The sequence below is a fragment of the Glycomyces sp. YM15 genome (assembly GCF_016918015.1).
Classification (GTDB): Bacteria; Actinomycetota; Actinomycetes; order Mycobacteriales; family Micromonosporaceae; genus Glycomyces.
On sequence record NZ_JAERMK010000002.1, the window covers coordinates 167,925 to 188,972 of the forward strand.

General features: G+C 69.6%; 19 protein-coding genes. 16 read left to right on the top strand and 3 right to left on the bottom strand.

Features of this window, described 5'->3' with window-relative positions:
- The first annotated feature begins 235 nt into the window (after positions 1 to 235).
- Positions 236 to 1,093: an NAD(P)H-binding protein gene (locus tag JHY01_RS03370; protein WP_205324188.1), complete on the top strand. Its 858-nt coding sequence runs from the start codon at positions 236 to 238 to the stop codon at positions 1,091 to 1,093.
- Between the two features lie 38 nt (positions 1,094 to 1,131).
- On the opposite strand, the gene JHY01_RS03375 is transcribed toward JHY01_RS03370, so the two are convergent.
- Together JHY01_RS03375 and JHY01_RS03380 are read right to left on the bottom strand one after the other, a co-directional pair.
- Positions 1,132 to 2,646: a multicopper oxidase family protein gene (locus tag JHY01_RS03375; RefSeq protein WP_205324189.1), complete on the bottom strand. Its 1,515-nt coding sequence runs from the start codon at positions 2,644 to 2,646 to the stop codon at positions 1,132 to 1,134.
- A 68-nt stretch (positions 2,647 to 2,714) separates the two neighbouring features.
- Positions 2,715 to 3,125 (bottom strand): hypothetical protein, encoded by a 411-nt coding sequence (locus tag JHY01_RS03380; protein WP_205324190.1) that lies wholly within the window; start codon positions 3,123 to 3,125, stop codon positions 2,715 to 2,717.
- A 192-nt stretch (positions 3,126 to 3,317) separates the two neighbouring features.
- On the opposite strand from JHY01_RS03380, the gene JHY01_RS03385 reads away from it, so the two are divergent.
- The 7 genes from JHY01_RS03385 to JHY01_RS03415 all read left to right on the top strand — a co-directional run bounded on the left by JHY01_RS03385 (position 3,318) and on the right by JHY01_RS03415 (position 9,033).
- The gene (locus JHY01_RS03385) at positions 3,318 to 3,677 is read left to right on the top strand and encodes a BlaI/MecI/CopY family transcriptional regulator (RefSeq protein WP_205324191.1); all 360 of its coding nucleotides are present in this window, start codon (positions 3,318 to 3,320) and stop codon (positions 3,675 to 3,677) included.
- Positions 3,674 to 4,600 (top strand): M56 family metallopeptidase, encoded by a 927-nt coding sequence (locus JHY01_RS03390; RefSeq protein WP_205324192.1) that lies wholly within the window; start codon positions 3,674 to 3,676, stop codon positions 4,598 to 4,600. The genes JHY01_RS03385 and JHY01_RS03390 overlap by 4 nt, the downstream gene beginning before the upstream one ends.
- Positions 4,601 to 4,725: 125 nt before the next feature.
- Positions 4,726 to 5,052 (top strand): glutaredoxin family protein, encoded by a 327-nt coding sequence (locus tag JHY01_RS03395; RefSeq protein ID WP_205324193.1) that lies wholly within the window; start codon positions 4,726 to 4,728, stop codon positions 5,050 to 5,052.
- Positions 5,049 to 6,008 carry a C40 family peptidase gene (locus JHY01_RS03400; RefSeq protein ID WP_205324194.1) on the top strand — a complete coding sequence of 320 codons (960 nt, stop codon included), beginning with the start codon at positions 5,049 to 5,051 and terminating at the stop codon, positions 6,006 to 6,008. Before JHY01_RS03395 ends, JHY01_RS03400 begins: the two co-directional genes overlap by 4 nt.
- Positions 6,009 to 6,134: 126 nt before the next feature.
- Positions 6,135 to 6,485: a hypothetical protein gene (locus tag JHY01_RS03405; protein ID WP_205324195.1), complete on the top strand. Its 351-nt coding sequence runs from the start codon at positions 6,135 to 6,137 to the stop codon at positions 6,483 to 6,485.
- An 89-nt stretch (positions 6,486 to 6,574) separates the two neighbouring features.
- The gene (locus tag JHY01_RS03410) at positions 6,575 to 7,723 is read left to right on the top strand and encodes a hypothetical protein (RefSeq protein ID WP_205324196.1); all 1,149 of its coding nucleotides are present in this window, start codon (positions 6,575 to 6,577) and stop codon (positions 7,721 to 7,723) included.
- A gap of 323 nt (positions 7,724 to 8,046) precedes the next feature.
- Complete coding sequence (locus JHY01_RS03415; RefSeq protein WP_205324197.1) at positions 8,047 to 9,033, top strand: glycoside hydrolase family 11 protein; 987 nt, start codon at positions 8,047 to 8,049, stop codon at positions 9,031 to 9,033.
- Positions 9,034 to 9,221: 188 nt separating this feature from the next.
- Here the strand turns inward: JHY01_RS03415 and JHY01_RS03420 are convergent, their stop codons facing one another.
- Positions 9,222 to 9,539, bottom strand: a complete 318-nt coding sequence (locus JHY01_RS03420; RefSeq protein WP_205324198.1) for a DUF3817 domain-containing protein — start codon at positions 9,537 to 9,539, stop codon at positions 9,222 to 9,224.
- A 192-nt stretch (positions 9,540 to 9,731) separates the two neighbouring features.
- Here JHY01_RS03420 and JHY01_RS03425 point away from each other — a divergent pair, with 192 nt between their 5' ends.
- The 8 genes from JHY01_RS03425 (at position 9,732) to JHY01_RS03460 (ending at position 20,831) form a co-directional block, all read left to right on the top strand.
- Positions 9,732 to 10,385, top strand: coding sequence for an LppX_LprAFG lipoprotein (locus JHY01_RS03425; protein WP_205324199.1), 654 nt, complete (start codon positions 9,732 to 9,734; stop codon positions 10,383 to 10,385).
- Positions 10,386 to 10,389: 4 nt separating this feature from the next.
- On the top strand, positions 10,390 to 11,907 hold the full coding sequence (locus JHY01_RS03430) for an MFS transporter (protein ID WP_205324200.1): 1,518 nt from the start codon (positions 10,390 to 10,392) through the stop codon (positions 11,905 to 11,907).
- A gap of 10 nt (positions 11,908 to 11,917) precedes the next feature.
- On the top strand, positions 11,918 to 12,208 hold the full coding sequence (locus tag JHY01_RS03435; RefSeq protein ID WP_205324201.1) for a GNAT family N-acetyltransferase: 291 nt from the start codon (positions 11,918 to 11,920) through the stop codon (positions 12,206 to 12,208).
- A 208-nt stretch (positions 12,209 to 12,416) separates the two neighbouring features.
- Positions 12,417 to 12,923, top strand: a complete 507-nt coding sequence (locus JHY01_RS03440) for a hypothetical protein (protein ID WP_205324202.1) — start codon at positions 12,417 to 12,419, stop codon at positions 12,921 to 12,923.
- Between the two features lie 92 nt (positions 12,924 to 13,015).
- Positions 13,016 to 15,046 (top strand): AAA family ATPase, encoded by a 2,031-nt coding sequence (locus tag JHY01_RS03445; protein ID WP_205324203.1) that lies wholly within the window; start codon positions 13,016 to 13,018, stop codon positions 15,044 to 15,046.
- Positions 15,047 to 15,169: 123 nt separating this feature from the next.
- The gene (locus JHY01_RS03450) at positions 15,170 to 16,858 is read left to right on the top strand and encodes an ABC transporter family substrate-binding protein (RefSeq protein WP_205324204.1); all 1,689 of its coding nucleotides are present in this window, start codon (positions 15,170 to 15,172) and stop codon (positions 16,856 to 16,858) included.
- A gap of 240 nt (positions 16,859 to 17,098) precedes the next feature.
- Positions 17,099 to 18,808 (top strand): ABC transporter substrate-binding protein, encoded by a 1,710-nt coding sequence (locus tag JHY01_RS03455; protein ID WP_205324205.1) that lies wholly within the window; start codon positions 17,099 to 17,101, stop codon positions 18,806 to 18,808.
- Positions 18,809 to 19,130: 322 nt separating this feature from the next.
- Positions 19,131 to 20,831, top strand: a complete 1,701-nt coding sequence (locus tag JHY01_RS03460; RefSeq protein WP_205324206.1) for an ABC transporter substrate-binding protein — start codon at positions 19,131 to 19,133, stop codon at positions 20,829 to 20,831.
- Positions 20,832 to 21,048 lie beyond the last annotated feature (217 nt).

Below are 21,048 nucleotides of genomic sequence, written 5' to 3' on the forward strand. Positions count from 1 at the left end.
GAACATTCATGTACGAGTTGTAGCGTACTCCGATCTCGTCATAACTCAAACATCAGTGTTCGAGTTATCAAAGGGAGGTCGACCCGGGCCGCCCCGGGACTGCGCCGATCGGTGCTGAGCGGGCCGCGACTGCGCCGCCGGCGGTACGCCCGAATGACGCCGTCGGTCCGATGTCCCAAGGGACGCAAGGCGAGAGGCTTGCACCCGACAGGCAGTCAACGAAAGCGGGAACGCCATGATCCTCATTACCGGTGCCACGGGCACCGTCGGCCGTCCGCTGGTGGCGGCGCTCGCCGCGCGCGGCGTACCGGTACGCGCCCTGACGCGCGACCCCTCACAGGCCCGGTTCCCCTCCGGGGTCGAAGTCGTCGCGGGCGATCCGTCGCGGCCGGATTCGATCGCCGCGCATCTGGCGGGCGTGCGGGCGGTCTTCCTCAACTCCACGGCGATCCGCGAGGCCACCGGCGAGTTCGCGGAGGTCGCGAAGCGGTGCGGCGTGCGCCGGCTGGTCGCGCTCGCGGCCTACAACGTCGACCAGGACCTGTCGCTCCAGCCTTCGCGGTACGTCGGCGACCGCAACCGCGAATGCGAGGCGGCCGTGGAGGCGAGCGGCCTGGAATGGGTCAGCCTGCGCCCTCAGGTGTACGCGAGCATGGCGGTGCCGCTGTGGGCCGGGCAGCTGCGGCTCGGCGACACGGTCGACTGGCCGTACGCCGACTTCGCCGAGGCCGTGGTCGACCCGCGTGATGTCGCCGAAGTCGCCTCGCACGCGCTCACTTCCGATGGGCTGCTCGGGCGCAGGCCCGTCCTCACCGGACCGGAATCCCTCTCTCACACTGGGATGGTGCGGGTCATCGCCGAGGTGACCGGGCGGAGGCTCCGGTACCGGGAGTCGACGCCGGTGGAGTTCGTCGGGCGTGTCGCCTCCATGGGCCTGCCGCCGGAGATCGCGGCCTCCTTCGTGGCGCGCTACGCCGCGTTCGATGGCCGGGCACCGGAACTCACCGACGAGGTCCCCCGCCTCCTGGGGCGCTCGGCGCGCTCCTACCGCGACTGGATCACCGACCACGCCGCCGCCTTCGCGGCGCGATGACCGGTCCGGCGGGCGCCGCCCGCCGGACCGGTCGCCTGCTACGCGACGTAGCCGAGGGCGGCCATCATGCCGACTTCACCGTGGTAGAGGTTGTGGCAGTGGAGCATCCACAGGCCCGGGTTGACCGCGTCGAAGTCGACCTCGAGGGTCTGTCCCGGTAGGACGATCGCGGTGTCCTTGCGCAGGCCGGTGTCGGCGAGCGCGAACGTGTGGCCGTGCAGGTGCATCGGATGCCACATCGCATCGCCGTTGATGAACCGCAGCCGGACCCGCTCGCCCTCCTCGACCGGGTAGGGGTTCGCGAGGTCGTGCGGGCGGCCGTTGATCGCCCAGTCGAACATCATCATGGAACCGGTGAGCTCCAGGTCGATGGTCCGGTCCGGTGCCTTGCCCGGCAGCGCGACCGGATCGGCCGGGGCGAGTTCGGCGTAGGAGGGGACGTGCCCGGTGAGCTCCGCGGGCGCGAAGTCGGCCGCCGGCGCCTCGCCGCCTCCGGTCCGGACGAGCGCGCGGCCGCGGGCGCTCTTGCCTTCGGCCTCGGCCACGAGCGCGAAGACCCCGTCGTCGAGCGTGACGAGGACGTCGTACCGCTCGCCCATCCCGATCAGGACCGCGTCGGCTTCGACCGGCTCGCATGGGAAGCCGTCAGTATGCGTCACGGTGAGCCGGTGCCCGGTGAGCGCGACCCGGTAGGCGGTGTCGGCTCCGGCGTTGATGATCCGGATCCGCACGCGCGCACCCGGTTCGGCCGCGAACACCTCGGGGTCGGCCGGGACGCGGCCGTTGACGAGATGGTGCGGGTACCGCACGTCCCCGGCGTCGGCGCCCAGGAGGTCGGACTCGGACCCGTGCAGCAGGAACGAGTCGCTCGTCGGGGCTTGGCCGTGGCCGTCGTGGCCGCCTCCGGAGCCGACCTCGCCCAAGTCCATTCCCCGCGCGAGCTCGGCGAGCACGTCGTCAGGAGTGCCGGTGACGCCGTCCATCCAGTCGTCGAGGACCACCGTCCACTCCAGGTCCCAGGTGACGGCCTCGTCGGGGTCGTCCACGATGAGCGGCGCGTACAGGCCCCGGTCGAGCTGGGTGCCCATGTGCGGGTGGAACCAGTACGTGCCCGCGTCGGGGGCCGTGAACTGGTACGTGTACGTCGCGCCGGGTTCGATGGGCTCCTGGGTGAGGTCGGGGACGCCGTCGGCGTCGCAGCGCATCTGGAGGCCGTGCCAGTGCACGGTGGTGGCTTCGGGCAGGCCGTTGACCACGACCGCCTTCACCTGCTCGCCCTTGGACGCCCTGAGCGGCGCACCGGGGATGGCGCCGCCATAGGACCAGGTGGGGACGACCAGGCCGCCGAGGTCGGTCTCGGCGGCGACGGGATCGAGCCGGAATTCGCGGACCGTGCCGGGGTTCCGGGCGGCTTCGGCCGAGGCGACCCGCTCGGAGTCCGGCGCGACGAACGAAGGAGCGGCGGGTTCGTCCTCGCCGCAGGCGGCGAGAGCGGCGACGGGGAGCGCGGCGGCTCCGCCGCGAAGCACGGAACGACGTGTCAGTGCACGCATGATGATCGGGCCTTTCGGATGACGGTGAATCTGGAAGCGGAGGCGTATCCCCTCGGCGGGGGCCGCGTCTAGATCCGCAGCACCGCGATCCGGTTGAGCAGCAGCGAAGTAGGCCTGAGCCTGATCGGTGGACGCCACTGGCGGGTTCGCGCGGGTTCGGCCGCGATCGCCTCGGCGATCACCGCGAGCGTCCGGTCCAGCAGCGGGCGCAGGAACGCCACGGCGATCCGGATCAGCATCCCGCCGCACAGGACCATGATTCCCAGCAGCGACAGCAGCCCGCCCGGTGTCTCGTCGCCGTCCGGTTCGGCTTCCTCTCGGCCGTGATGGGACATGCCCGCGTGGTGCGCCATCGCCGAGACTGAGGCCGGTTCGGTCTCGGTGGCGGCGGTATGTCCGCGCTGACCCCATGAGTGCATCGCGACCAGGCCCACCATGAGCGCCGCGACCAGCGCGATGCGCGCGATCCTGCGGGCCATGGGACCACCTTGACGTTCAAGCGGGGCAGGCGGTGCGATGGACCGCTGCGTCTGCCGTGTCCACCGATCATACCCCTCAGGGGTATGTGCGCGCTATTGCGTCCGGGAACCGCGACGCCGACTACTACTATCACAAATAGTAGATCGGCGGCGCCGACGGGCGATAGGGTTCATCCCGAAAGGGAGGTCCCCATGCCCAGACTCGGCGAGCTGGAAGCCTCGATCATGGCGGTCCTGTGGTCCGCGCCCGATCCGGCCACGGTCCGCGACGTGCTCGGCGCACTCGACAGGGACCCCGAACCGGCCTACACCACCGTCATGACGGTCCTGGACAACCTCCACCGCAAGGGCATCGTCACGCGCGAGCGCGTCGGCCGGGCCTGGGCCTACCGGCCCGCGCAGTCCCGCGAGGAGTTCGACGCCGACGCGATGGCCGCCGTCCTCGAATCCTCCTCCGACCGCAACGCCACACTGCTGCGCTTCATCGGCAAGATCGAACCCGAAGAACTCGCGCGCCTCCGCCGGATCCTCGACACCGAGGACCACCGATGACCGCGGCGCTCATACTCCTCGCCTACGCGGCACTGCTCGCCGTCCTCGCCCCGCGCCTCATGGACCGGGCCGCGTGGCCCGTCGCCGCACCGCGCTTGGCCATCACCACCTGGTTCGCCCTCGCCGCCTCCTTCGTCCTCGCGCTCGTGCTCGCGGGAGCGGCGATCATGCGCCCCACGGAAATGCTCGCCGCCGGAGCCGTCGAGGACTGCGTCACGATCCTGCGCGAACTGCACGGCCCGATCGCCGGCCCGGTCCTCGTCGTCCTCGCCGCAGCACTGACCTGGGCAGTACCACTATGGACGCTGGCGGTCGGGGCGATGGTGGCGCGGACGACCGCAGCCGACCGATCCCACCTGCGACGCGCGCTCGCGAGCGCACCCCTCGACCGAGCGCTCAACGCGGTCGTGGTCGAATCCGCGCGGCCCGCCGCCTACTGCATCCCCGGCAGGGGCGGCCTGGTCGCCGTCACCTCCGGCGCCCTCGCGCTCCTCGACCGGCCCGAACTCGACGCCGTCCTCGCGCACGAACGCGCCCACCTCGCCGGCCGCCACCATCTGCTCGTCGCGCTGGCCCAGACCGGAAAGCGCGCCTTCGGACCGCTGCCGCTGTTCGCGCGCCTCCCCGAGCGCATCGGGCATCTCGTCGAACTCGCCGCCGACGACGCGGCCGTGCGCAGCGCCTCCCGCGCCACCCTCGCCCGCAGCCTCCTGAGCGTCGCCACCGCCCTGGCCCCGGCCGAGGCGCTGGCCGCGAGCGGCGGCGACACCGTCGCCCGCGTCGAACGCCTCCTTGACACGCCCGCCGCTCCCGGACCGGCGGGAGTGGGCACGATCCTCGGCGGCAACGCCGCCGCGGTGGCCGCGCCGGTGCTGGTCCTCGCCGTCCCGATCCTCACCGCCGTCGGCTTCGCCTGCTGCTGATCGACCCTTCGCTCTGCGCGGGTGGCGGCACTCGCGTTTAACTACTATTCTGCCTAGTAGCGAATCGCCGGATGGGGGAGAGCTGCGATGGTCGAGCCGCCGCGGGCACCGTGCGGGACCGGTCGATGACCGAGATGATTCTGGTCACCGAGCCCCGCTGCGGCCGCTGCGACCGCGCCAAAGAGGTGCTCCACCACCTGTCGGCCGAGTTCGAGCTCACCGTCACCGAGATCGACTTCTCCAGCGACGAGGGCCGAAGGCTCGCGATCGAACACGCCATCCCGGTCGCCCCCGGGCTGCTCCTCGACGGCGTCCTGTTCAGCTGCGGCGAAGTCCGCGAAGACCGCCTCCGCATGACCCTGGCGTCGATCCGGCCCATCGGCGACGGCCTCCCCGCGCTGCCGCCGCCCGCGCCCCACTCCGACCTCCCCGAAGGAGCGCCCCGCTCATGAAGCCGTCCTCTCTTCGTCGCAAATTGACCGCCGTCGCCGTGATCGGCGGCCTCCTCGTCTCCGCGGTGGGCTCGGCCCCCGCCTGGGGCCAGCGCGACACCTCGGAGATCAACGACGAGATCGAGGAGACCGACCGGGATCTGACCGCGGCCGTCGAGGCGTACAACCAACTGGCGCAGGAAGCGCAGGACAACCGTGACATGATCGCGCAGACCCAGGAGTCCCTGGACGCGGCCGAGGCGAACCTGGACTCCCTGCGTGGCCGGCTCGCCGACTACCTCACCGCATCCTATGTAGACCAAGGGATCGGCGACGCCGCACTGCTGCTCGAATCGGGCTCCCCTGCGGCGTTCGTCGATCGCCTCGACCGGCTGAACTCCGCGAACCTCTACAACTTCGCGCTCATGGACGAGCTGCGGACGGCGTCCGAGGAGTACGCGGTCCAGCTCGACCTCCTGAACGACCTCCAAGGCGACCTCGACGACCAGGAGGCCGACCTGGCGCGGCAGCAGGACGAGCTCAACGCCCGGATGTCCGACCTCGAGGAGGAGTGGCAGGCCGCCGCCGGCGACGCCGTCACCGACTACGACCTGCCCTACATGACCGATGACGAGTACGCGGTGGTCTCGTTCGCGCTCGACCAGGTCGACAAGCCGTACGTGTGGGGGACGGCCGGACCGGACACCTACGACTGCTCGGGCCTCGTCCTGCGCGCCTACGCGCAGATCGGGATCGAGCTGCCGCACAACGCCGCCGCCCAGTACAACTCGACGGCGAACATCAGCCGCGACGAACTGCAGCCCGGCGACCTGGTGTTCTACAACGACCTTTCCCACATGGGCATGTACATCGGCAACGGGCTGATCGTGCACGCCCCGAACTCCCGCACGGTCGTCAAGGTGGTCGAACTCGACCACGGCAACGTCTACTACGGCGCGACCACCGTCCTCCACTAGAGCACCGCCCCGCATTCCTTGTATCCGCCGCGGGACGTGGTGCGTGTTACAGTCGCGGATGCCGCCGCCGCGATCGGCGACGGCGGCCGGATTTCCGTCGGCGATGCGAGGTGTCCACTGGGCCGCATGCGATTCGCGCTCTGGCTGGTGGGAATCGCCGCGATACTCACGCTCGGTCACCTGCTCGGGCCGCAAAGCGACCTCCAGGCGATCGCCCCGCACGAGTCCGCGAACGACTCCTCGCACGACACCGAGTCGGAGCAGGACCATCCCGAGTCCCCTTCGCACGACCACGGCGCGCACGCCTGCGGTCTCGCGATGCTCCCCGACACCGAGCCCGCCGCCCCCGTCGACGCGACGGCCGACCCGCTCGCGGCGGACTGCGCGTCTCCGGCTGCGCCGGTTGCGGACACCGTCGACGCCCGGGACCGCTCACCCACCGATCCCGTATCCGAACTCCAGGTCAACAGGGTCTAGAAGCGGCCGCCCTCCCCGGGCCGACCGCATCTCCTCCGACCCTCCGGCCGCGCTGCGCGCCGCCGACTGACCTGAAGCGAGGACCACCCGTGAACCGACCCCAAGACAGCGGCGCCCGCGTGCCGTCCGACTGGCAGGTGCCGCGCGCACGCTCCTACGCGCGCGAGCAGTCCGCCGACGACGCCGTTGCGCGCCCGACGCGACGCCGCGGCGCCGAAACCGACGAGCGGCGGCCGAGATACGACCGGCCCGCATCGCCCACCGCCGTGCCGACCGCCGGGTACTACGCCGCCGCGACGCCGCAGCGGCCCGCTCCGCGTACGGGCCGTGTGGCGAATCCGGCCGTCGACGACCGACCGCCGGGGAACCCCGACCTGTGGGCCGACCCCTATCCGGAGCGCCGGCGCGCGGGCGCGCCCGCGCCGGATCGCGGATGGTCCGGGGGAGCGGAGGACGACGACTGGGACACCCAGGTCTTCTCGCTCCTGGCCGATCGCCGTCCCGCGAACGCCGATGACCGCGGCGACCGGAGCCCTCGCTCCGCCCGCGATGCCGTTCCCGGCGAAGCCGGGGAACCCGCGCCGCGCGCCTCCACCCGAACCGAAGCCGGGCTCGCCCGCCACACGGCCGCGGTCGCCAGCCTCGCCGCCGCCGTCGTCCATGCCTTCGCCACCCCGGCCCACTGGGGCGAATGGCCCCTGGCCGGCGCCTTCTTCGCCGCTGCCGCGGGCTTCCAGCTGATCTGGGGGCTGCTGGCGTTCCCGTTCGGGCACGCCTTCCTCCGCGCGGCGGGGCTCGTGGCCAACGTCGGTCTCCTGGGGCTGTGGGCGGTCAGCCGCGTGTGGGGCGTGCCGTTCGGCCCCCACGCGGGTGTCCCCGAATCGTTCGGCGCCGCCGACTTGATCGTCGCCGCGATGGAAGTCGCCATCGTCGTCGGACTCCTGTGGTCCCTCCTGCCGCGCGAGCGCCACGGCATCGTGTCCGCGGGCGGCTACCGGGCGGCCGTCGTGCTCGCGTTCATCGCCTTCGGAGCGATGGCCGTTCCGGGATCCGCTGCGGCGCTGGAGCACAGCCACGCGCACGACGCCGAGACGACCGATCATGACGACGGCCACGACCATGAGCACGGCACCGACATGGAGTCCCCCGCGGACGCCGGGACGAGCGCCGAACCCGAAGCGGAGGCATCCGAACCGGCGGAGGACCACACGCACGCCCCGGGCGAGGAGCACGACTGAGACGGCGCCGCCGAAGCCCGCGCTTCGGCGGCTCGTCGACGCCTTCAAGGAGACTGATAGTTTCCGAAAGTTTCAGGATTCGCTGTCTCGAGCATCGGCGATCGATGATGGTGTGTTTCGAAGGATTCCGAACAGGTATGGGCTTTCAGCACTACTGATGCTTGTTCAGTAGCGATCTTTGCGCCGAAAATCTTCCGATAGTTTTCCGGAAGTCATTGACATGCCTGCACCTGCGGTCCACGATGGTCTCTATCGAAAGATAGATGGCTTTCGATTCGGTTTGCGCGAGTCGCAGCCGGACGGCACCCTTCCAAGGAGTCAGGATGTCCACCTTCAACCCACCGCCCAGCCTCTTCAGCCGCCGGAACCTGCTGCTCGGCGGCACGGGCGCGCTCGCGCTCGGGGCCACCGGGATGTTCCTCCCCAGCGCGGCGCAAGCGCAGCAGGTCATCACCACCAACCAGGAGGGCACCCACGACGGGTACTACTACTCGTTCTGGACCGACACCCAGGGCGCGGCCTCGATGACCCTCGGCGCGGGAGGGAACTACAGCTCCCAATGGAACGGCGCCAACAACTGGGTCGGCGGCAAGGGCTGGAGGAACGGCGGACGCCGCGTCGTGGACTACAGCGGCTGGGTCAACCACGGCAGCAACGGCTACCTGGCACTCTACGGCTGGACATCGAACCCGCTGGTGGAGTACTACATCGTAGAGTCCCACGGCCCGTACAACCCCAGCAGCGGCGCCACCAACCGCGGCACGGCCAACATCAACGGCGGCACCTACACCCTCCTCCACTCCACCCGCTACAACGCCCCGTCAGTGGAGGGCACCAAGACCTTCAGCCAGTACTGGAGCGTCCGCCAGGGCGCCCGCAGCTCCGGCTCGATCGACACCGGCGCCCACTTCGACGCATGGGCCCGGGCCGGCATGAACCTGGGCAGCTTCAGCTACTACATGATCATGGCGACCGAGGGCTACCAGTCCACCGGCAGCTCCAACATCACCGTCGGCAGCACCGGGGGCGGCGGAGGCGGCGGAGGCGGCGGCGCCTGCACCGCGACGCTTTCGGCCGGCCAGTCCTGGGGCGACCGCTACAACCTCAACGTCACGGTCTCGGGCAAGAGCGACTGGCGGACCACGCTGAACATCCCCTCGCCCGCGAAGGTCATCGCCACCTGGAACTGCAACGCCTCGTACCCGACGGCGCAGCAGCTCGTGGCCACCCCCAACGGCAGCGGCAACACGTTCGGCCTCACCATCCAGGCCAACGGCAACTGGAACTGGCCGACGGTCGGCTGCGCATAAGACGATCCTCCGGACACCCCGGAACGGCGCGGCGGCCGCGGGCCGCCGCGCCGCGTCGCCGCCTCAAGCGGGCGGAGCTGAGCGCTCGGCCTCCAGGAACACGTCCGGGGCGCCCCCCCCCCCCCCCCCCCCCCCCCCCCCGGGGGGGGGGGGCGCCCCCCCCCCCCCCCCCCCCCCGCTTCGCCGCCTCAAGCGGGCTGAGCTGAGCGCTCGGCCTCCAGGAACTCGTCCTTCTTCGCGTGGTGGAAGAAGAACGGCGCCAACGGGATCACCGAGCAGACGAGCGCGACGAGAGTGGTGCCGAAGCCCCAGTCGAGGCGGCGGCGGATCAGGAAGGTCGCGAGGACCAGGAGCACGAACAGCGCACCGTGCAGCGCCCCGAGCGGCATGACCAGGTCGATGTCCGAGATGCGGCTCAGCACGGAGCCGAAGACCAGGAGCAGCACGAACGACCACCCCTCGGCCAAGGTGAGCATGCGGTAGCGGAAGACGGGGTTCGCGAGCACGGCAGGGTGTCCCTTCGACGGCGTTCCACGGGGTGACACGGGGTTTCCCGCGGCCGACACTAACACCGCGACCCTGAACCGCCCCTGTGGTCTCGGACGGCCTGAGCCAGGTCACGCCCGCGTCTCCCGTCGGCCCGGCCCCGTTCCCTCCGGCGTCTCCTGCGGGTGTCGACGACGACATAGGATCGGGCCATGCGATCGATACCCCTCGTGGTCACCGCCGGTCTCGCCCTGTTCGCGGCCGCCTGCTCGAGCGGCGGCGACCTGCCCGCCGCCGACGACTTCATCCCCGACACCGCGACCGCCATGCGCGAGGTCGAGAGCGTCCGCTTCGACCTCACGGTCGACGGCGAGGTCCCCGGACTCGACGTGAAGGCCGCCGACGGCGTCGTCACCGCCGACGGCTCCGCCGAAGGCACCGGCACCCTCACCGCGTTCGGCATGGACATCGAAGCCGAATACGTCATCATCGGCGAGGACGCCTGGGTCAAGGGCCCCACCGGCGGATTCCAGCAGATCCCCGTCGGCGACGACCTGCTGCCCTACGACCCGACCCTCCTCCTCGACACCGACTCGGGCGTCGCCACGCTCCTCGAAGCCGTCGAGTCGGCCGCACCGGAGGACACCGAGACGATCGACGGCGTCGAGACCTACCGCTACGCCGTCGAGTTCGACCCGGCCGCCTTCGCCACGCTCATCCCCGCCGAAGGCGACTGGAACGCCGCCACCGTCTGGTTCGACCAGGAGACCTCGCGCGTGGTCAAAGCCGAGTTCGCCCAAGGCGACGCCACCGTGACACTGCTCCTCTCGGACTACGACGAACCCGTGACGATTGCCGAGCCTTAACCGGATGGACCCTGAACCGCAGCGCCCTGAACCGCAGCGCGCCGGCTCGACCCGCCGAAGACTCGCCATCGGCGCCGCCGGCGCCGCCGTCCTCATCGGCTCGATCGACGCGTACGTGCTCGTCTCGGTCCTGGTCGACATGATCGACGAGTTCCACATCCCCGTCAACCACCTCGAACGCGCCACACCCCTGGTCACCGGCTACCTCCTCGGCTACACCGCCGGGATGCCGCTCCTCGGGCGGCTCTCGGACCGCTTCGGCCGCAAACCGATCATCCACGCCTGCCTCGCCGCGTTCGCCATCGGCTCGGTCGTCAGCGCCACCGCCACCGAACTGTGGCCGCTCGTCGCCGGACGCGCCCTCCAAGGCCTCGCCGGGGGCGCCCTCCTGCCCGTCACGATGGCCCTCGCCGCCGACCTCTTCGCCGCCCGGCGGCGCCCCGCCGTGCTCGGCTGGGTCGGCGCCGCACAGGAACTCGGAGCCGTTCTCGGGCCGCTCTTCGGCGCCGCCGTCGCGGCCCTCGTCGGCTGGCGCGGGATCTTCTGGATCAACGTCCCGCTCGCCCTGCTCGCGGCGCTGGCGATCCACTTCGCGCTGCCGAAGGCCGCGGTGCGCCGCGACACCGGACGCGTGGACCTCCTCGGCGGCCTGCTCCTCGCCACCGCCTTGGGGCTCTTCACGATCGGGCTCTACAACCCCGACCCGGAGTCCGCCGTCCTGCCGTCCTGGGGCCTGCCGACCGTGCTCGCCGGCGCGGTCGTCCTGGTCGCCTTCGGGTTCCAGCAGTGGTGTTCCTCCACGCGCCTCCTCGACCCGGCCGGGGTCGCCTGGCGGCCCTTCTTGGCCGGGCTCGTCGCGAGCCTCGCCGCCGGGGCGGTCCTCATGGTCACCCTCGTCGACGTGCAGCTCCTCGCCCAGACCCTCCGCGATCTCGATTCGGCCGGCGGCGCGCTGCTCCTGCTCTGGTTCCTCATCGGCCTGCCGGTCGGCGCGCTCTTCGGCGGCTTCGTCGCCTCCCGTCTCGGCGAGCGCCTCCCGGCCGTGATCGGCTTCGCGGCCGCTGCGGGCGCCTACCTCTGGATCGGCCGATCCGTGCCCGACATCGAACCCGGCCTCGTCCTCGCCGGCGCCGCCCTCGGTGTCACGATCGCCCCGCTCTCCTCCGCCGCGCTGCGCACCACCCCCGAACACAGCCACGGCACCGCCTCCGCCGCGGTCGTCGTCGCCCGCATGATGGGGATGCTCGTCGGCGTCGCCGCCCTCACTTCCTGGAGCCTCCACCGCTTCCAGGACGCCACCGCCGATCTCGACACGCCCCTGCCCTTCGGCGTCCCCGAAGCCGAATACCTTGCGCTCCAAGCGGACTACCTCAAGGCCCTCGACGCGGCCCTCGCCACCCAGTACGCCGAGGTCTTCACCGCCGCAGCCTGCATCTGCGCCGCCGCCGCAGTGGTGTCGCTCGGTATTCCCGGACGTGTGCGAGCCCGCAGACCCTCGCTGACCGGGGCCCGCCCTGGATAGGGTTGCCCGCATGGCGGATCTTTCTGTGGTCGAGAATGTCGACGAGAACCGGTACGAGCTGCGCGACGACGCCGGAGCCGTGCTCGGTTACCTGGAGTACCTCACCCGAGAGGACTTCGTCGTCCTGCCCCACACCGAGGTGGACCGCTCACTGCGCGGCCAGGGCTGGGGCGACCGGCTCGTGCGCCACGCGCTCGACGACCTGCGGGCGAAGGGCGCCAAGGCCTACCCGACCTGCCCGTTCGTGGACCGGTGGATTCAGCGCCACGACGAGTACGAGGACCTGCGCTACCAGGCCTAACCAACGTATGGCTCGCAGGCGTCGCCAAGAGTGCCAACGTATGGCTCGCAAGCGTCGCCAATGTCGGCACCACTGCTGCGGACTGTTCACCTCCGCTTCAACTTCGGGTTCATCCACAGTTCACTTATGGATGAAGCATCTTCAATATGCGTCTCCCGGTTGCCGAGCCCCGGCCCTCGTCCCGCCTCCGTGCGAACGGGGGCCGCTGATGCTGTCCGCCCTCATCCTCCTGCGCCACGTCGCCCTCCCGTCCGCTGAACCCGCGCCGCTCACCGACGAGCAGTCTCGCCGGGCCTGGGCCCTCGCCGACTTCCTGCAGCTCTACAACCCCACCTCACTCCTCAGCGGCCCCGGCCGCGCTTGCGCCGACACCCTCGCGCCCCTCGCCAGCCGCCTCGGGCTCCACGTCACCGTCACCGAGGACCTGCACGCCGCCGCACCCACCCTCCCCGGCCCGGCCCACACCGCGGTCTGGCTGGCCGCCAAGGCGATCCGCGCCCTCCCCGACCCCCGCCGCACCACCGTCGTCTGCGCCGAGGGCATCGTGCTCGCCGCGCTCCTCGTCGCCGTCGCCGCCCGCGACGGCCACGACCTCGCCGGCCACGACCTCACCCTCCCGCTCGACGGACCCGACACCGCCCCACCCGGCACCGGATGGGTCCTCCACCGCGACGACGGCCGTCTCGTAGACGTCAAACCGCTCGCGGCCCGATAGCGCCGTAAATCAATTGCTCCCGCAGGTCAGGCACGGGTAGGCTCGACGGTTCGTCTGCTTCAATCCTGTCCGAATCCACCGGGAGACAAGCTATGGCCAACTCGGCCGAATCCGAACTCCGCGCCGAACTCGACCACCACGAGCACGCCCGCGCCCAGATGGCCGCCATGCGCGACCTCACCGAAGCCATCCACCGCACCTACGCCGGCGACTTCGACGAGTCCGGGAAGAACCTCGGCATCGGCGACGTCGGCGCCGACCAGCACTTCGGCTGGGTCATGGCCAACTACACCGTCCCGCGCCTCGCCGACCTCTCCGACCGGGACATCGCCCTCTTCTTCGGCCGCATCTGGATGGACGACGGCGAGGACTTCCACATCGGACGCCGCCACATCCGCGACGAGAACAACGACCCGATCGTCCTCGACTGGCGCGCCCCGCTCGCCGAGCAGTACTACCACGCCTCCGCCCACGAGCGCCGCGACGTCGCCAAACGCCGCCGCTTCGGCTTCCAAGGCGCCCGCATCACCGGCTTCGAGGACGAGAACCTCCTCCTCGGCGAAGAGGTCGCCTCCGACATCCTCACCGAGGAGATCGAACGCCCCCGCACCGGCCCGATGCGCGACATCGTCGCCACCATCCAGCCCGAGCAGGACGAGCTCATCCGCCGCGAAGCCGCCGTCAACCTCTGCGTCCAAGGCGCCCCCGGCACCGGCAAGACCGCCGTCGGCCTGCACCGCGCCGCGTGGCTCCTCTACAACTACACCGAGAAGCTCGACAAGGCCGGCGTCCTCGTCGTCGGTCCCAACGAAGGCTTCCTCTCCTACATCTCCGGCGTCCTCCCCACCCTCGGCGAATCCTCCGTCTGGCAGGTCACCGTCCACCAGCTCACCGGCGCCCACACCGCCGCCACGGCCGACACCCACGAAGCGGCCCTCCTCAAACACGACGAACGCATGGCCCTCGTCTGCGAGCGCGCCGTCTGGGGCCATGTGGGCACCGCATCCGACGGCGGCGTCACCGCCGATGAAGGACTCCTCATCACCGACGGCGGCTGGCGCTGGCGGCTCGGCCTGCGATACCTCGACGAGGCGATCGCCAACGCCCGCAAGCACACCCGCACGTACACGGCCGGGCGCAAAGCGGTGGAAGACGCGATCGTGCAAGGCGCCCGCCGCCAGGCCGAGATCCGCTCGGGCCATTCGCCGGACAACAAGTGGGCCACGAAGCTCAAGCGCACCGAGTCGGTGAAGGCCTTCCTCGACGCGGTGTGGCCGAGGCTCAACACCAAGACCGTGATGAAGAAGCTCTACGGCGACCCGGCCTTCCGCGCCGACGCGACCCGAGGCATCCTCACCGACGCCGAGGCCGCGCTCCTGACCGGGAAGCCCGGCAGGCCCACCCCGGGGGACCTGCTCATCTCGGACGAGATCGAGTCCCACATGAAGCTTCGCGAGCCGTCGGAGTCCTTCGGCCACATCGTGATCGACGAGGCCCAGGACCTCTCGCCGATGCAGTGCCGGGCGATCGCCCGCCGCTCCGGCAAAGGCTCGGTCACCGTCCTCGGCGACCTCGCGCAGGGCACCACCGCGTGGGCGGCCACGTCCTGGGCCGATCAGATGCGCCACCTCGGCAAGGACCGGGTCGAGCACACCGAGCTGACCATCGGCTTCCGCGTCCCGGCGGTCATCATCGAGCTCGCCAACCGGGTCCTGCCGCACCTCGGCGTCGACGTCGCCCCGGCCCGCTCGATCCGCTCCGACGGCTCCCTCGACACGATCGCCGCTCCGGAACTCCACGAGGGCGTCCGGGAGGCCGTCGCGAAGGCCCTCGCCGAAGAGGGCCTGGTCGGCGTCATCGCCGCCGACGATCGAGCGGAGGACCTGCGGTCCCTGTTCGAGGGCACCGAGCGGCTGGAAGTCGTGGCCGCGAGCCTCGCCAAGGGCCTCGAATACGACCATGTGGTGGTCGTCGAGCCCGCCGAGATCGTCGCAGCACCCGCTACGGGAGGCGCGACCATCGCGGGCGTCGGACTCCGCCACCTCTATGTGGCGCTGACGCGCGCCGTCTCGCGCCTCACCGTCGTCCACTCCCGAGCGCTCCCGCCCGAAATGGAGGCCTGAGGGTCCACCACGCCTCGCCGTTTGTCCGGAACTTCCCGAAACTTGCGCTTTCAGGTGTAACGATGATCCAGTCGCGGGCTCTAGCGGCCCACAGTGGATTCACACACGGGGGAGTGGTCGAATATGCGACCTTCACAAGCGAGGGTCTTCGCCCTCGCCGGAACGGCGCTGCTGGCCGCCGCGGCGCTCGGCGCCTGCGGCGCGGGTGACGACTCGGGCGGCGGCGACACCGACGTCACCTGGGCCGTCAGCTCGGGTTGGGAGTCGTGGAACGAGAACACCGCCGACGGCAACACCTCGTACCTGCACCAGGCGCTGTCTCCGGCCACGACCGCGCTCGGCGACTTCGACCAGGACGCCGAGTGGGTCCACAACGACGCCCTCCTCGCGAAGGCCCCGGAGCTCGTCAGCGAATCGCCGATGACCGTGGCCTACACGCTCAACGAGAACGCCCAGTGGTCCGACGGCGAGGCGTTCGGCGTCGACGACTTCACCTACCTCTGGCACCAGATGTCCGGCAAGGCCGAGCACTGCGACCAGACCCAGTGCCTTCCCGCCTCCACCGACTGGGGCGCGAACGTCGCCTCGATCACGCAGGAGGGCGACGTCGTCACCATGACGTATGTGGACGGCTACCTCGACCCCGAGTGGCAGTACTTCCAGACGCCGATGTACCCGGCCCACATCGCCGAGGCGAACGGCTTCGCCGACTGGGCCACCGACCCGGCCCAGATGGGCGCCAGCGCCGCCTGGTTCACCGAGAACCCGCCCACCTGGTCCACCGGGCCGTACACGCCGACCGACGCGGTCGCCGGCGAGTACGTCACGTTCGAGCCCAACGAGAACTACCAGGGCTCGACCGAGCCGGCCCTCGAGAAGCTGACGATGAAGGTCGTCGAGGGCACCGAGGCGATCATCACCGAGCTGCGGCAGGGCTCGATCGACGGCGCCTGGCCCTCGGAGTTCAGCCAGGAGGAGCTCGACAAGGTCGCCGACGACGACGCCGTGACGACCGAGGTCTACGAGGGCTCGATCTGGCTCCACATCGACACGAACATGAACAACGAGTTCCTGGCCGACCAGGTGCTGCGCCAGGCGGTGTTCGCGGCGATCGACAACGCGGACATCATCAAGAAGGCCTACCCGGACACCGACGTCACGGCCCGCACCAACCACTTCTTCAACGAGCAGTCGGAGTACTTCGAGAACGCGCTCGCAGCGGTCGACCCGGAGTCGGGCTCGGGCGATCCGGCCGCGGCCAACGCGCTGCTCGAAGGCGCGGGCTACACCACCGGCGACACGCTGATGACGCCCGACGGGCAGGCCGTCACGCTGAACTTCCGCTACGGCGAAGGCGACGCGACCCGCACGCTCGCAGGCGAACTCGTGCAGTCCTATCTGGCCCAGATCGGCATCGACGTGCAGCTCGAGGCGATCCCCGACGGCCAGCTCGGCACGGTCCTCTCGGAGGGCGACTTCGACCTGGTCATCTTCGGATGGTCGGGCACGCCCGCGTTCACGACCGCTCCGGCGCAGTACTTCGCTTCGACCTCGTCCTCGAACTTCGGCAAGTACCGGCTCGACGGCCTTGACGAGGCGATCGCGAAGGTGCGCTCGACGACCGACATCGCCGAGGCCGCGCAGTTCGCGAACGACGTGGAGGCGATGGTCGTGCCGCAGGCGTTCACGCTGCCGATCTTCGATGAGCCGCAGTCGATCGTGTACCTCAACGGCGCGCTCGACGGGATCGTCGCGAACGGCAACAGCCAGGCGGGCCCGATGTGGAACATCCAGGAATGGAAGCCCGCGTAGGGCAAACGATCCTGTAAGAGGGCGGTCCGATTCGGACCGCCCTCGTCGTGTATCGGTCCGGTAACAATGATCCGCCAAATTCGTACCGATGCGTTCCCTTCGGGCATGACGCATGGCACTGTGGCACCCAGCACTGCCGAGCGGGCGCCTGGCCCCTCCGCGACCCCTTTGACGGCGACGAAGCCCCAACGGCGCATCGGGCGACCCCTCGGCCGGACACCCTATGGAGGAGACAAGCACATGGCTTTGACTCGTAGAGCACTCGGTGGACTCACGATCGGCGGTTCATCCGCTGTCATGCTGGCGGCGTGCGGCGGCAACGACGACGGCGGCGGCGCGCAGAACGACGAGCTCGTCTGGGCCGTCTCCTGGCCCTGGGAGGCGTGGAACCAGACCACCGCCCTCGGCAACACCAGCTCCTGCAACGAGGCGACCGCCCCGATGTTCGCGGTCGGCGGCGGCGCCGGCTACGACTTCGACCCCGAAGGCAAGGTCTTCTACGACAACAACCTCTTCTCCGGCCCGCCGGAACTCGTGGCCGAGGAGCCGCTGACGGTCAAGGTCCTCCTGAAGGAGGACGTGAAGTGGTCGGACGGCAAGCCGGTCCGGCTGGAGGACTTCATCTTCTACTGGCACTCGCTGTCGGGCCTGCCCGAGCACGCGAACCAGGAGAAGGCCACCCCGACCAGCACGGACTGGGGCTCCAACGTCGAATCGATCACGCAGGACGCGGACGGCTCGATCGTCTTCACCTACAAGGCCGGCTACAGCACCGCCGAGTGGGCCTTCCTCGGCGGCGTCTACCTGCCGAGCCACGTGGCCGAGGAGAACGGCTTCACCGGCTGGGACACCGACCCCGAGGTCATGGGCGACGCGATCCTGTTCTTCAACAACGACCTTTCCCCGGTGGGCCTCGGCCCGTACAAGCCGGTCGACTCCAAGCTCGGCGAGTACGTCATCTACGAGCCCAACGAGCACTACCAAGGCGACAAGAAGCCGGCCTTCAAGAAGCTCACCATGAAGATGGTCGACGGCCTCGAGGCGATCGTCACCGAGATGCGCCAGGGCACTATCGCGGGCTCGGCCCCCAGCGACTTCGACGTCGAGATCCTCGCGCAGCTCGACGAGAACCCGGACTTGAAGTACGAGACGTACGCGGGCGCGACCTGGTCGCACATCGACATCAACATGAACGCGGAACCCTTCAAGGACCTCGCGCTCCGCAAGGCCTTCTTCACGATCATCAACATCGCCGACATCACCGAGAAGATGTTCCAGGGCATCCCGATCCCGTGGAAGGGCAACCACTTCTTCACCGAGGAGAGCCCGTACTACGCCGACTACACCGGTCCCGCCGGCTACGGCTCCGGCGACGCCGAAGCCGCCCGCACGATCCTCACCGCCGGGGGTTACACCTGGGACGCGGATGGGAAGCTGCTCAACCCCGCCGGCGAGATCGTCAAGACCGACTTCCTGTTCTCGGCCGACAACGTCGTGCGCAAGGACACCGCGTCCCTGCTCCAGGCGTATGCGGCCGAGATCGGCTGGGAGATCACGCTCAACGGCAGGGGCGACGACCTGTTCTCGAAGATCGAGGCCGGCGAGTGGGACTCCTGCATCTTCGCCTGGGTGGGCAACCCGCAGTTCACCACCTCCCCGGAGCAGTTCTTCGGCTCCGAATCGTCCTCGAACTACGGCAAGTTCAACGACCCGGCCGTCGACGAGCTCATCACCCAGGTCAACGGCACCCTGGAGATGGACGAGGCCGCCGAGTACGCCAACCAGATCTCGAAGGCGGTCGTCGACGCGGCCTACACGCTGCCGCTCTACAGCAGCCCGCTCTCGCACGCCTACAACACCACGATGGTCGGCAACATCCAGACCAACGGCCAGGCGCAGCTCGGCCCGATCTACAACGTGGTGGAGTGGACGCCCGGCGAAGAGGGCTAGTGCGACGACGATTCCCAAGTCGCATGGAGCCGTAGTCATTACGACACCATCCGTCCTGATAATTCACTGAATTCCCCCGTGGGGCCGATGCCACATCGGCCCCACGGTCCATTCTGTGCACTGCCTTCACGGCGCAAAGTCACGAATTCATCACGAATAAACTCCAGTTGAGGCCGCGACCATGTCAATCCCCTCACGTCTGTGCAAGTGTTTGTCACAACACCGCCGAGGGCGACCTGACGCCCCACCCCGATAGTTCGGACGCGAGGCATCGGCGCCTTCGCGAAGGCCCCTCGGCATCGATACCTGGAGGAGAACACTCATGGCTCTGACCCGTAGAGCTCTCGGCGGCCTGACCATCGGCGGCACGGCCGCCTTCACCCTCGCCGCCTGCGGCGGCAACGAAGGCAACGGCGGCTCCGGCGCGACCGAGCTCACCTGGGCGATCCCCTCGGCGTGGGAGTCCTGGAACGAGAACACCCAGTCCGGCAACAACTCGTACGGTCACCAGGCCATGTACCCCATGCGCTACGGTCTCGACGGCAACACCACCGGCGACTGGGACGAGAACGGCGAGTTCCACCTCAACGACGCCGTCTTCGCCGACGCGCAGGTCGTGAGCGAAGCGCCCTTCCAAGTCGAGTACACCCTGCAGGAGAACGCGCAGTGGTCGGACGGCGAGCCGGTCCGCGTGGAGGACTTCATCTTCCAGTGGTACAGCATCTCGGGCCTCGACGAGCACGCCGACCAGACCAAGGCGCTCCCGGCCTCCACGAGCTACGGCTCCAGCATCGCCTCGATCGAGTCCCCTGAGGCGGGCAAGATCGTCGTGACCTTCGTGGACGGCTACCTCGACCCCGAGTGGAAGTTCAGCCCCACCATCTACCTGCCCTCCCACGTCGCCGAAGCCGAGGGCTTCGCCGCCTGGCAGACCGACCCGGCCGTCATGGGTCAGGCCATCGAGTGGTTCGAGAAGAACCTCTCCGACGTCGTGACCGGCCCCTACAAGCCCGTCGACTTCAAGATGGGCGAGTACATCACTTACGAGATCAACGACAAGTGGAACGGCTCGGTCAAGCCCACCGTCAAGAAGCTCACGATGAAGGTCGTCGAGGGCACCGAGTCCGTCGTCACCGAGCTGCGCCAGGGCACGATCGCCGGCGCATGGCCGAGCGAGTTCTCCCAAGAGGAGTTCGACAAGGCCGCTGAGGACCCGAACCTCTCGCAGTCCATCTACGAGGGCGGCGTCTGGCTCCACATCGACACCAACCTCAACTCGGAGCCGCTCAAGGACACCGCGCTTCGCCAGGCGATCTTCACCGCCATCAACGTGGCCGACGCCATCAGCCGCGTCTACCCCACCACCGAGATCTCGCAGCGCCTCAACCACTTCTTCGGCCAGAAGAACGAATTCTTCCAGGACTTCCTCACCCCGTCCGGCCAGGGCTCGGGCGACACCGCCAAGGCCGCCGAGATCCTCACCGCCGCCGGCTACACCGGTGCGGCCGAGGGCCAGAAGCTGACCAAGGACGGTGCCGAGGTCCCCAACCTCGTCTTCCGCTTCGGCGAGGGCGACGCCACCCGCACCACGATCGCCGAGCTGGCCCAGGCCCAGCTGGCGCTCATCGGCATCACCGTCGACCTCAAGGCGATCCCGGACGGCCAGCTTGGCACCGTGCTCACCGAGAGCGACTTCGACCTGGTCATCTTCGGCTGGTCCGGCAGCCCCACCTTCGTGGCGGCCCCGAACCAGTACTTCCAGACCGGCGTCAACTACGGCAACTACGCCTTCCCGGAAGTCGACGAGGCCATCGCGAAGCTCAAGACCACCACGGACAACGCCGAAGCCGCGGCGTTCGCCAACGAGGTCGAGGCGATCGTCGTGCCGCTGGCGCTGACCCTCCCGCTGTTCGACGAGCCGCAGGGCATCCTGTGGAACAAGAACCTCATCGACGGCGTCAAGGGCAACGGCAGCAGCCAGGGCGGTCCGATCTTCAACTGCGCTGAGTGGAAGGCCCTGTAAGGGCTCACCGAGCTGAGCGGCGGGGCCTCCCGGGGCCTCGCCGCTTCCCTGCTTTCAAGGCCGAAGTTACGGCGATGTCGCTCACCGATGAACGACCGTCGACACCCCTCGTCCCTGAGTTAGCGCTGGCAGACGGTGAATTTTCCACTTAACGGCGCCATTCAGGGAATGAACGTCACGGGAACATAACGAACGAAACTCATCTCGTGTTCGGTTG

Bases quoted from the DNA above. Each gene is read 5' to 3' on its own strand.
- JHY01_RS03450 (WP_205324204.1), top strand. From the start codon at position 15,170: ATGCGACCTTCACAAGCGAGGGTCTTCGCCCTCGCCGGAACGGCGCTG.
- JHY01_RS03435 (WP_205324201.1), top strand. From the start codon at position 11,918: ATGGCGGATCTTTCTGTGGTCGAGAATGTCGACGAGAACCGGTACGAG.
- JHY01_RS03370 (WP_205324188.1), top strand. From the start codon at position 236: ATGATCCTCATTACCGGTGCCACGGGCACCGTCGGCCGTCCGCTGGTG.
- JHY01_RS03405 (WP_205324195.1), top strand. From the start codon at position 6,135: ATGCGATTCGCGCTCTGGCTGGTGGGAATCGCCGCGATACTCACGCTC.
- JHY01_RS03385 (WP_205324191.1), top strand. From the start codon at position 3,318: ATGCCCAGACTCGGCGAGCTGGAAGCCTCGATCATGGCGGTCCTGTGG.
- JHY01_RS03415 (WP_205324197.1), top strand. From the start codon at position 8,047: ATGTCCACCTTCAACCCACCGCCCAGCCTCTTCAGCCGCCGGAACCTG.
- JHY01_RS03375 (WP_205324189.1), bottom strand. From the start codon at position 2,646: ATGCGTGCACTGACACGTCGTTCCGTGCTTCGCGGCGGAGCCGCCGCG.
- JHY01_RS03445 (WP_205324203.1), top strand. From the start codon at position 13,016: ATGGCCAACTCGGCCGAATCCGAACTCCGCGCCGAACTCGACCACCAC.
- JHY01_RS03395 (WP_205324193.1), top strand. From the start codon at position 4,726: ATGACCGAGATGATTCTGGTCACCGAGCCCCGCTGCGGCCGCTGCGAC.
- JHY01_RS03430 (WP_205324200.1), top strand. From the start codon at position 10,390: ATGGACCCTGAACCGCAGCGCCCTGAACCGCAGCGCGCCGGCTCGACC.
- JHY01_RS03455 (WP_205324205.1), top strand. From the start codon at position 17,099: ATGGCTTTGACTCGTAGAGCACTCGGTGGACTCACGATCGGCGGTTCA.
- JHY01_RS03460 (WP_205324206.1), top strand. From the start codon at position 19,131: ATGGCTCTGACCCGTAGAGCTCTCGGCGGCCTGACCATCGGCGGCACG.
- JHY01_RS03380 (WP_205324190.1), bottom strand. From the start codon at position 3,125: ATGGCCCGCAGGATCGCGCGCATCGCGCTGGTCGCGGCGCTCATGGTG.
- JHY01_RS03400 (WP_205324194.1), top strand. From the start codon at position 5,049: ATGAAGCCGTCCTCTCTTCGTCGCAAATTGACCGCCGTCGCCGTGATC.
- JHY01_RS03440 (WP_205324202.1), top strand. From the start codon at position 12,417: ATGCTGTCCGCCCTCATCCTCCTGCGCCACGTCGCCCTCCCGTCCGCT.
- JHY01_RS03390 (WP_205324192.1), top strand. From the start codon at position 3,674: ATGACCGCGGCGCTCATACTCCTCGCCTACGCGGCACTGCTCGCCGTC.
- JHY01_RS03425 (WP_205324199.1), top strand. From the start codon at position 9,732: ATGCGATCGATACCCCTCGTGGTCACCGCCGGTCTCGCCCTGTTCGCG.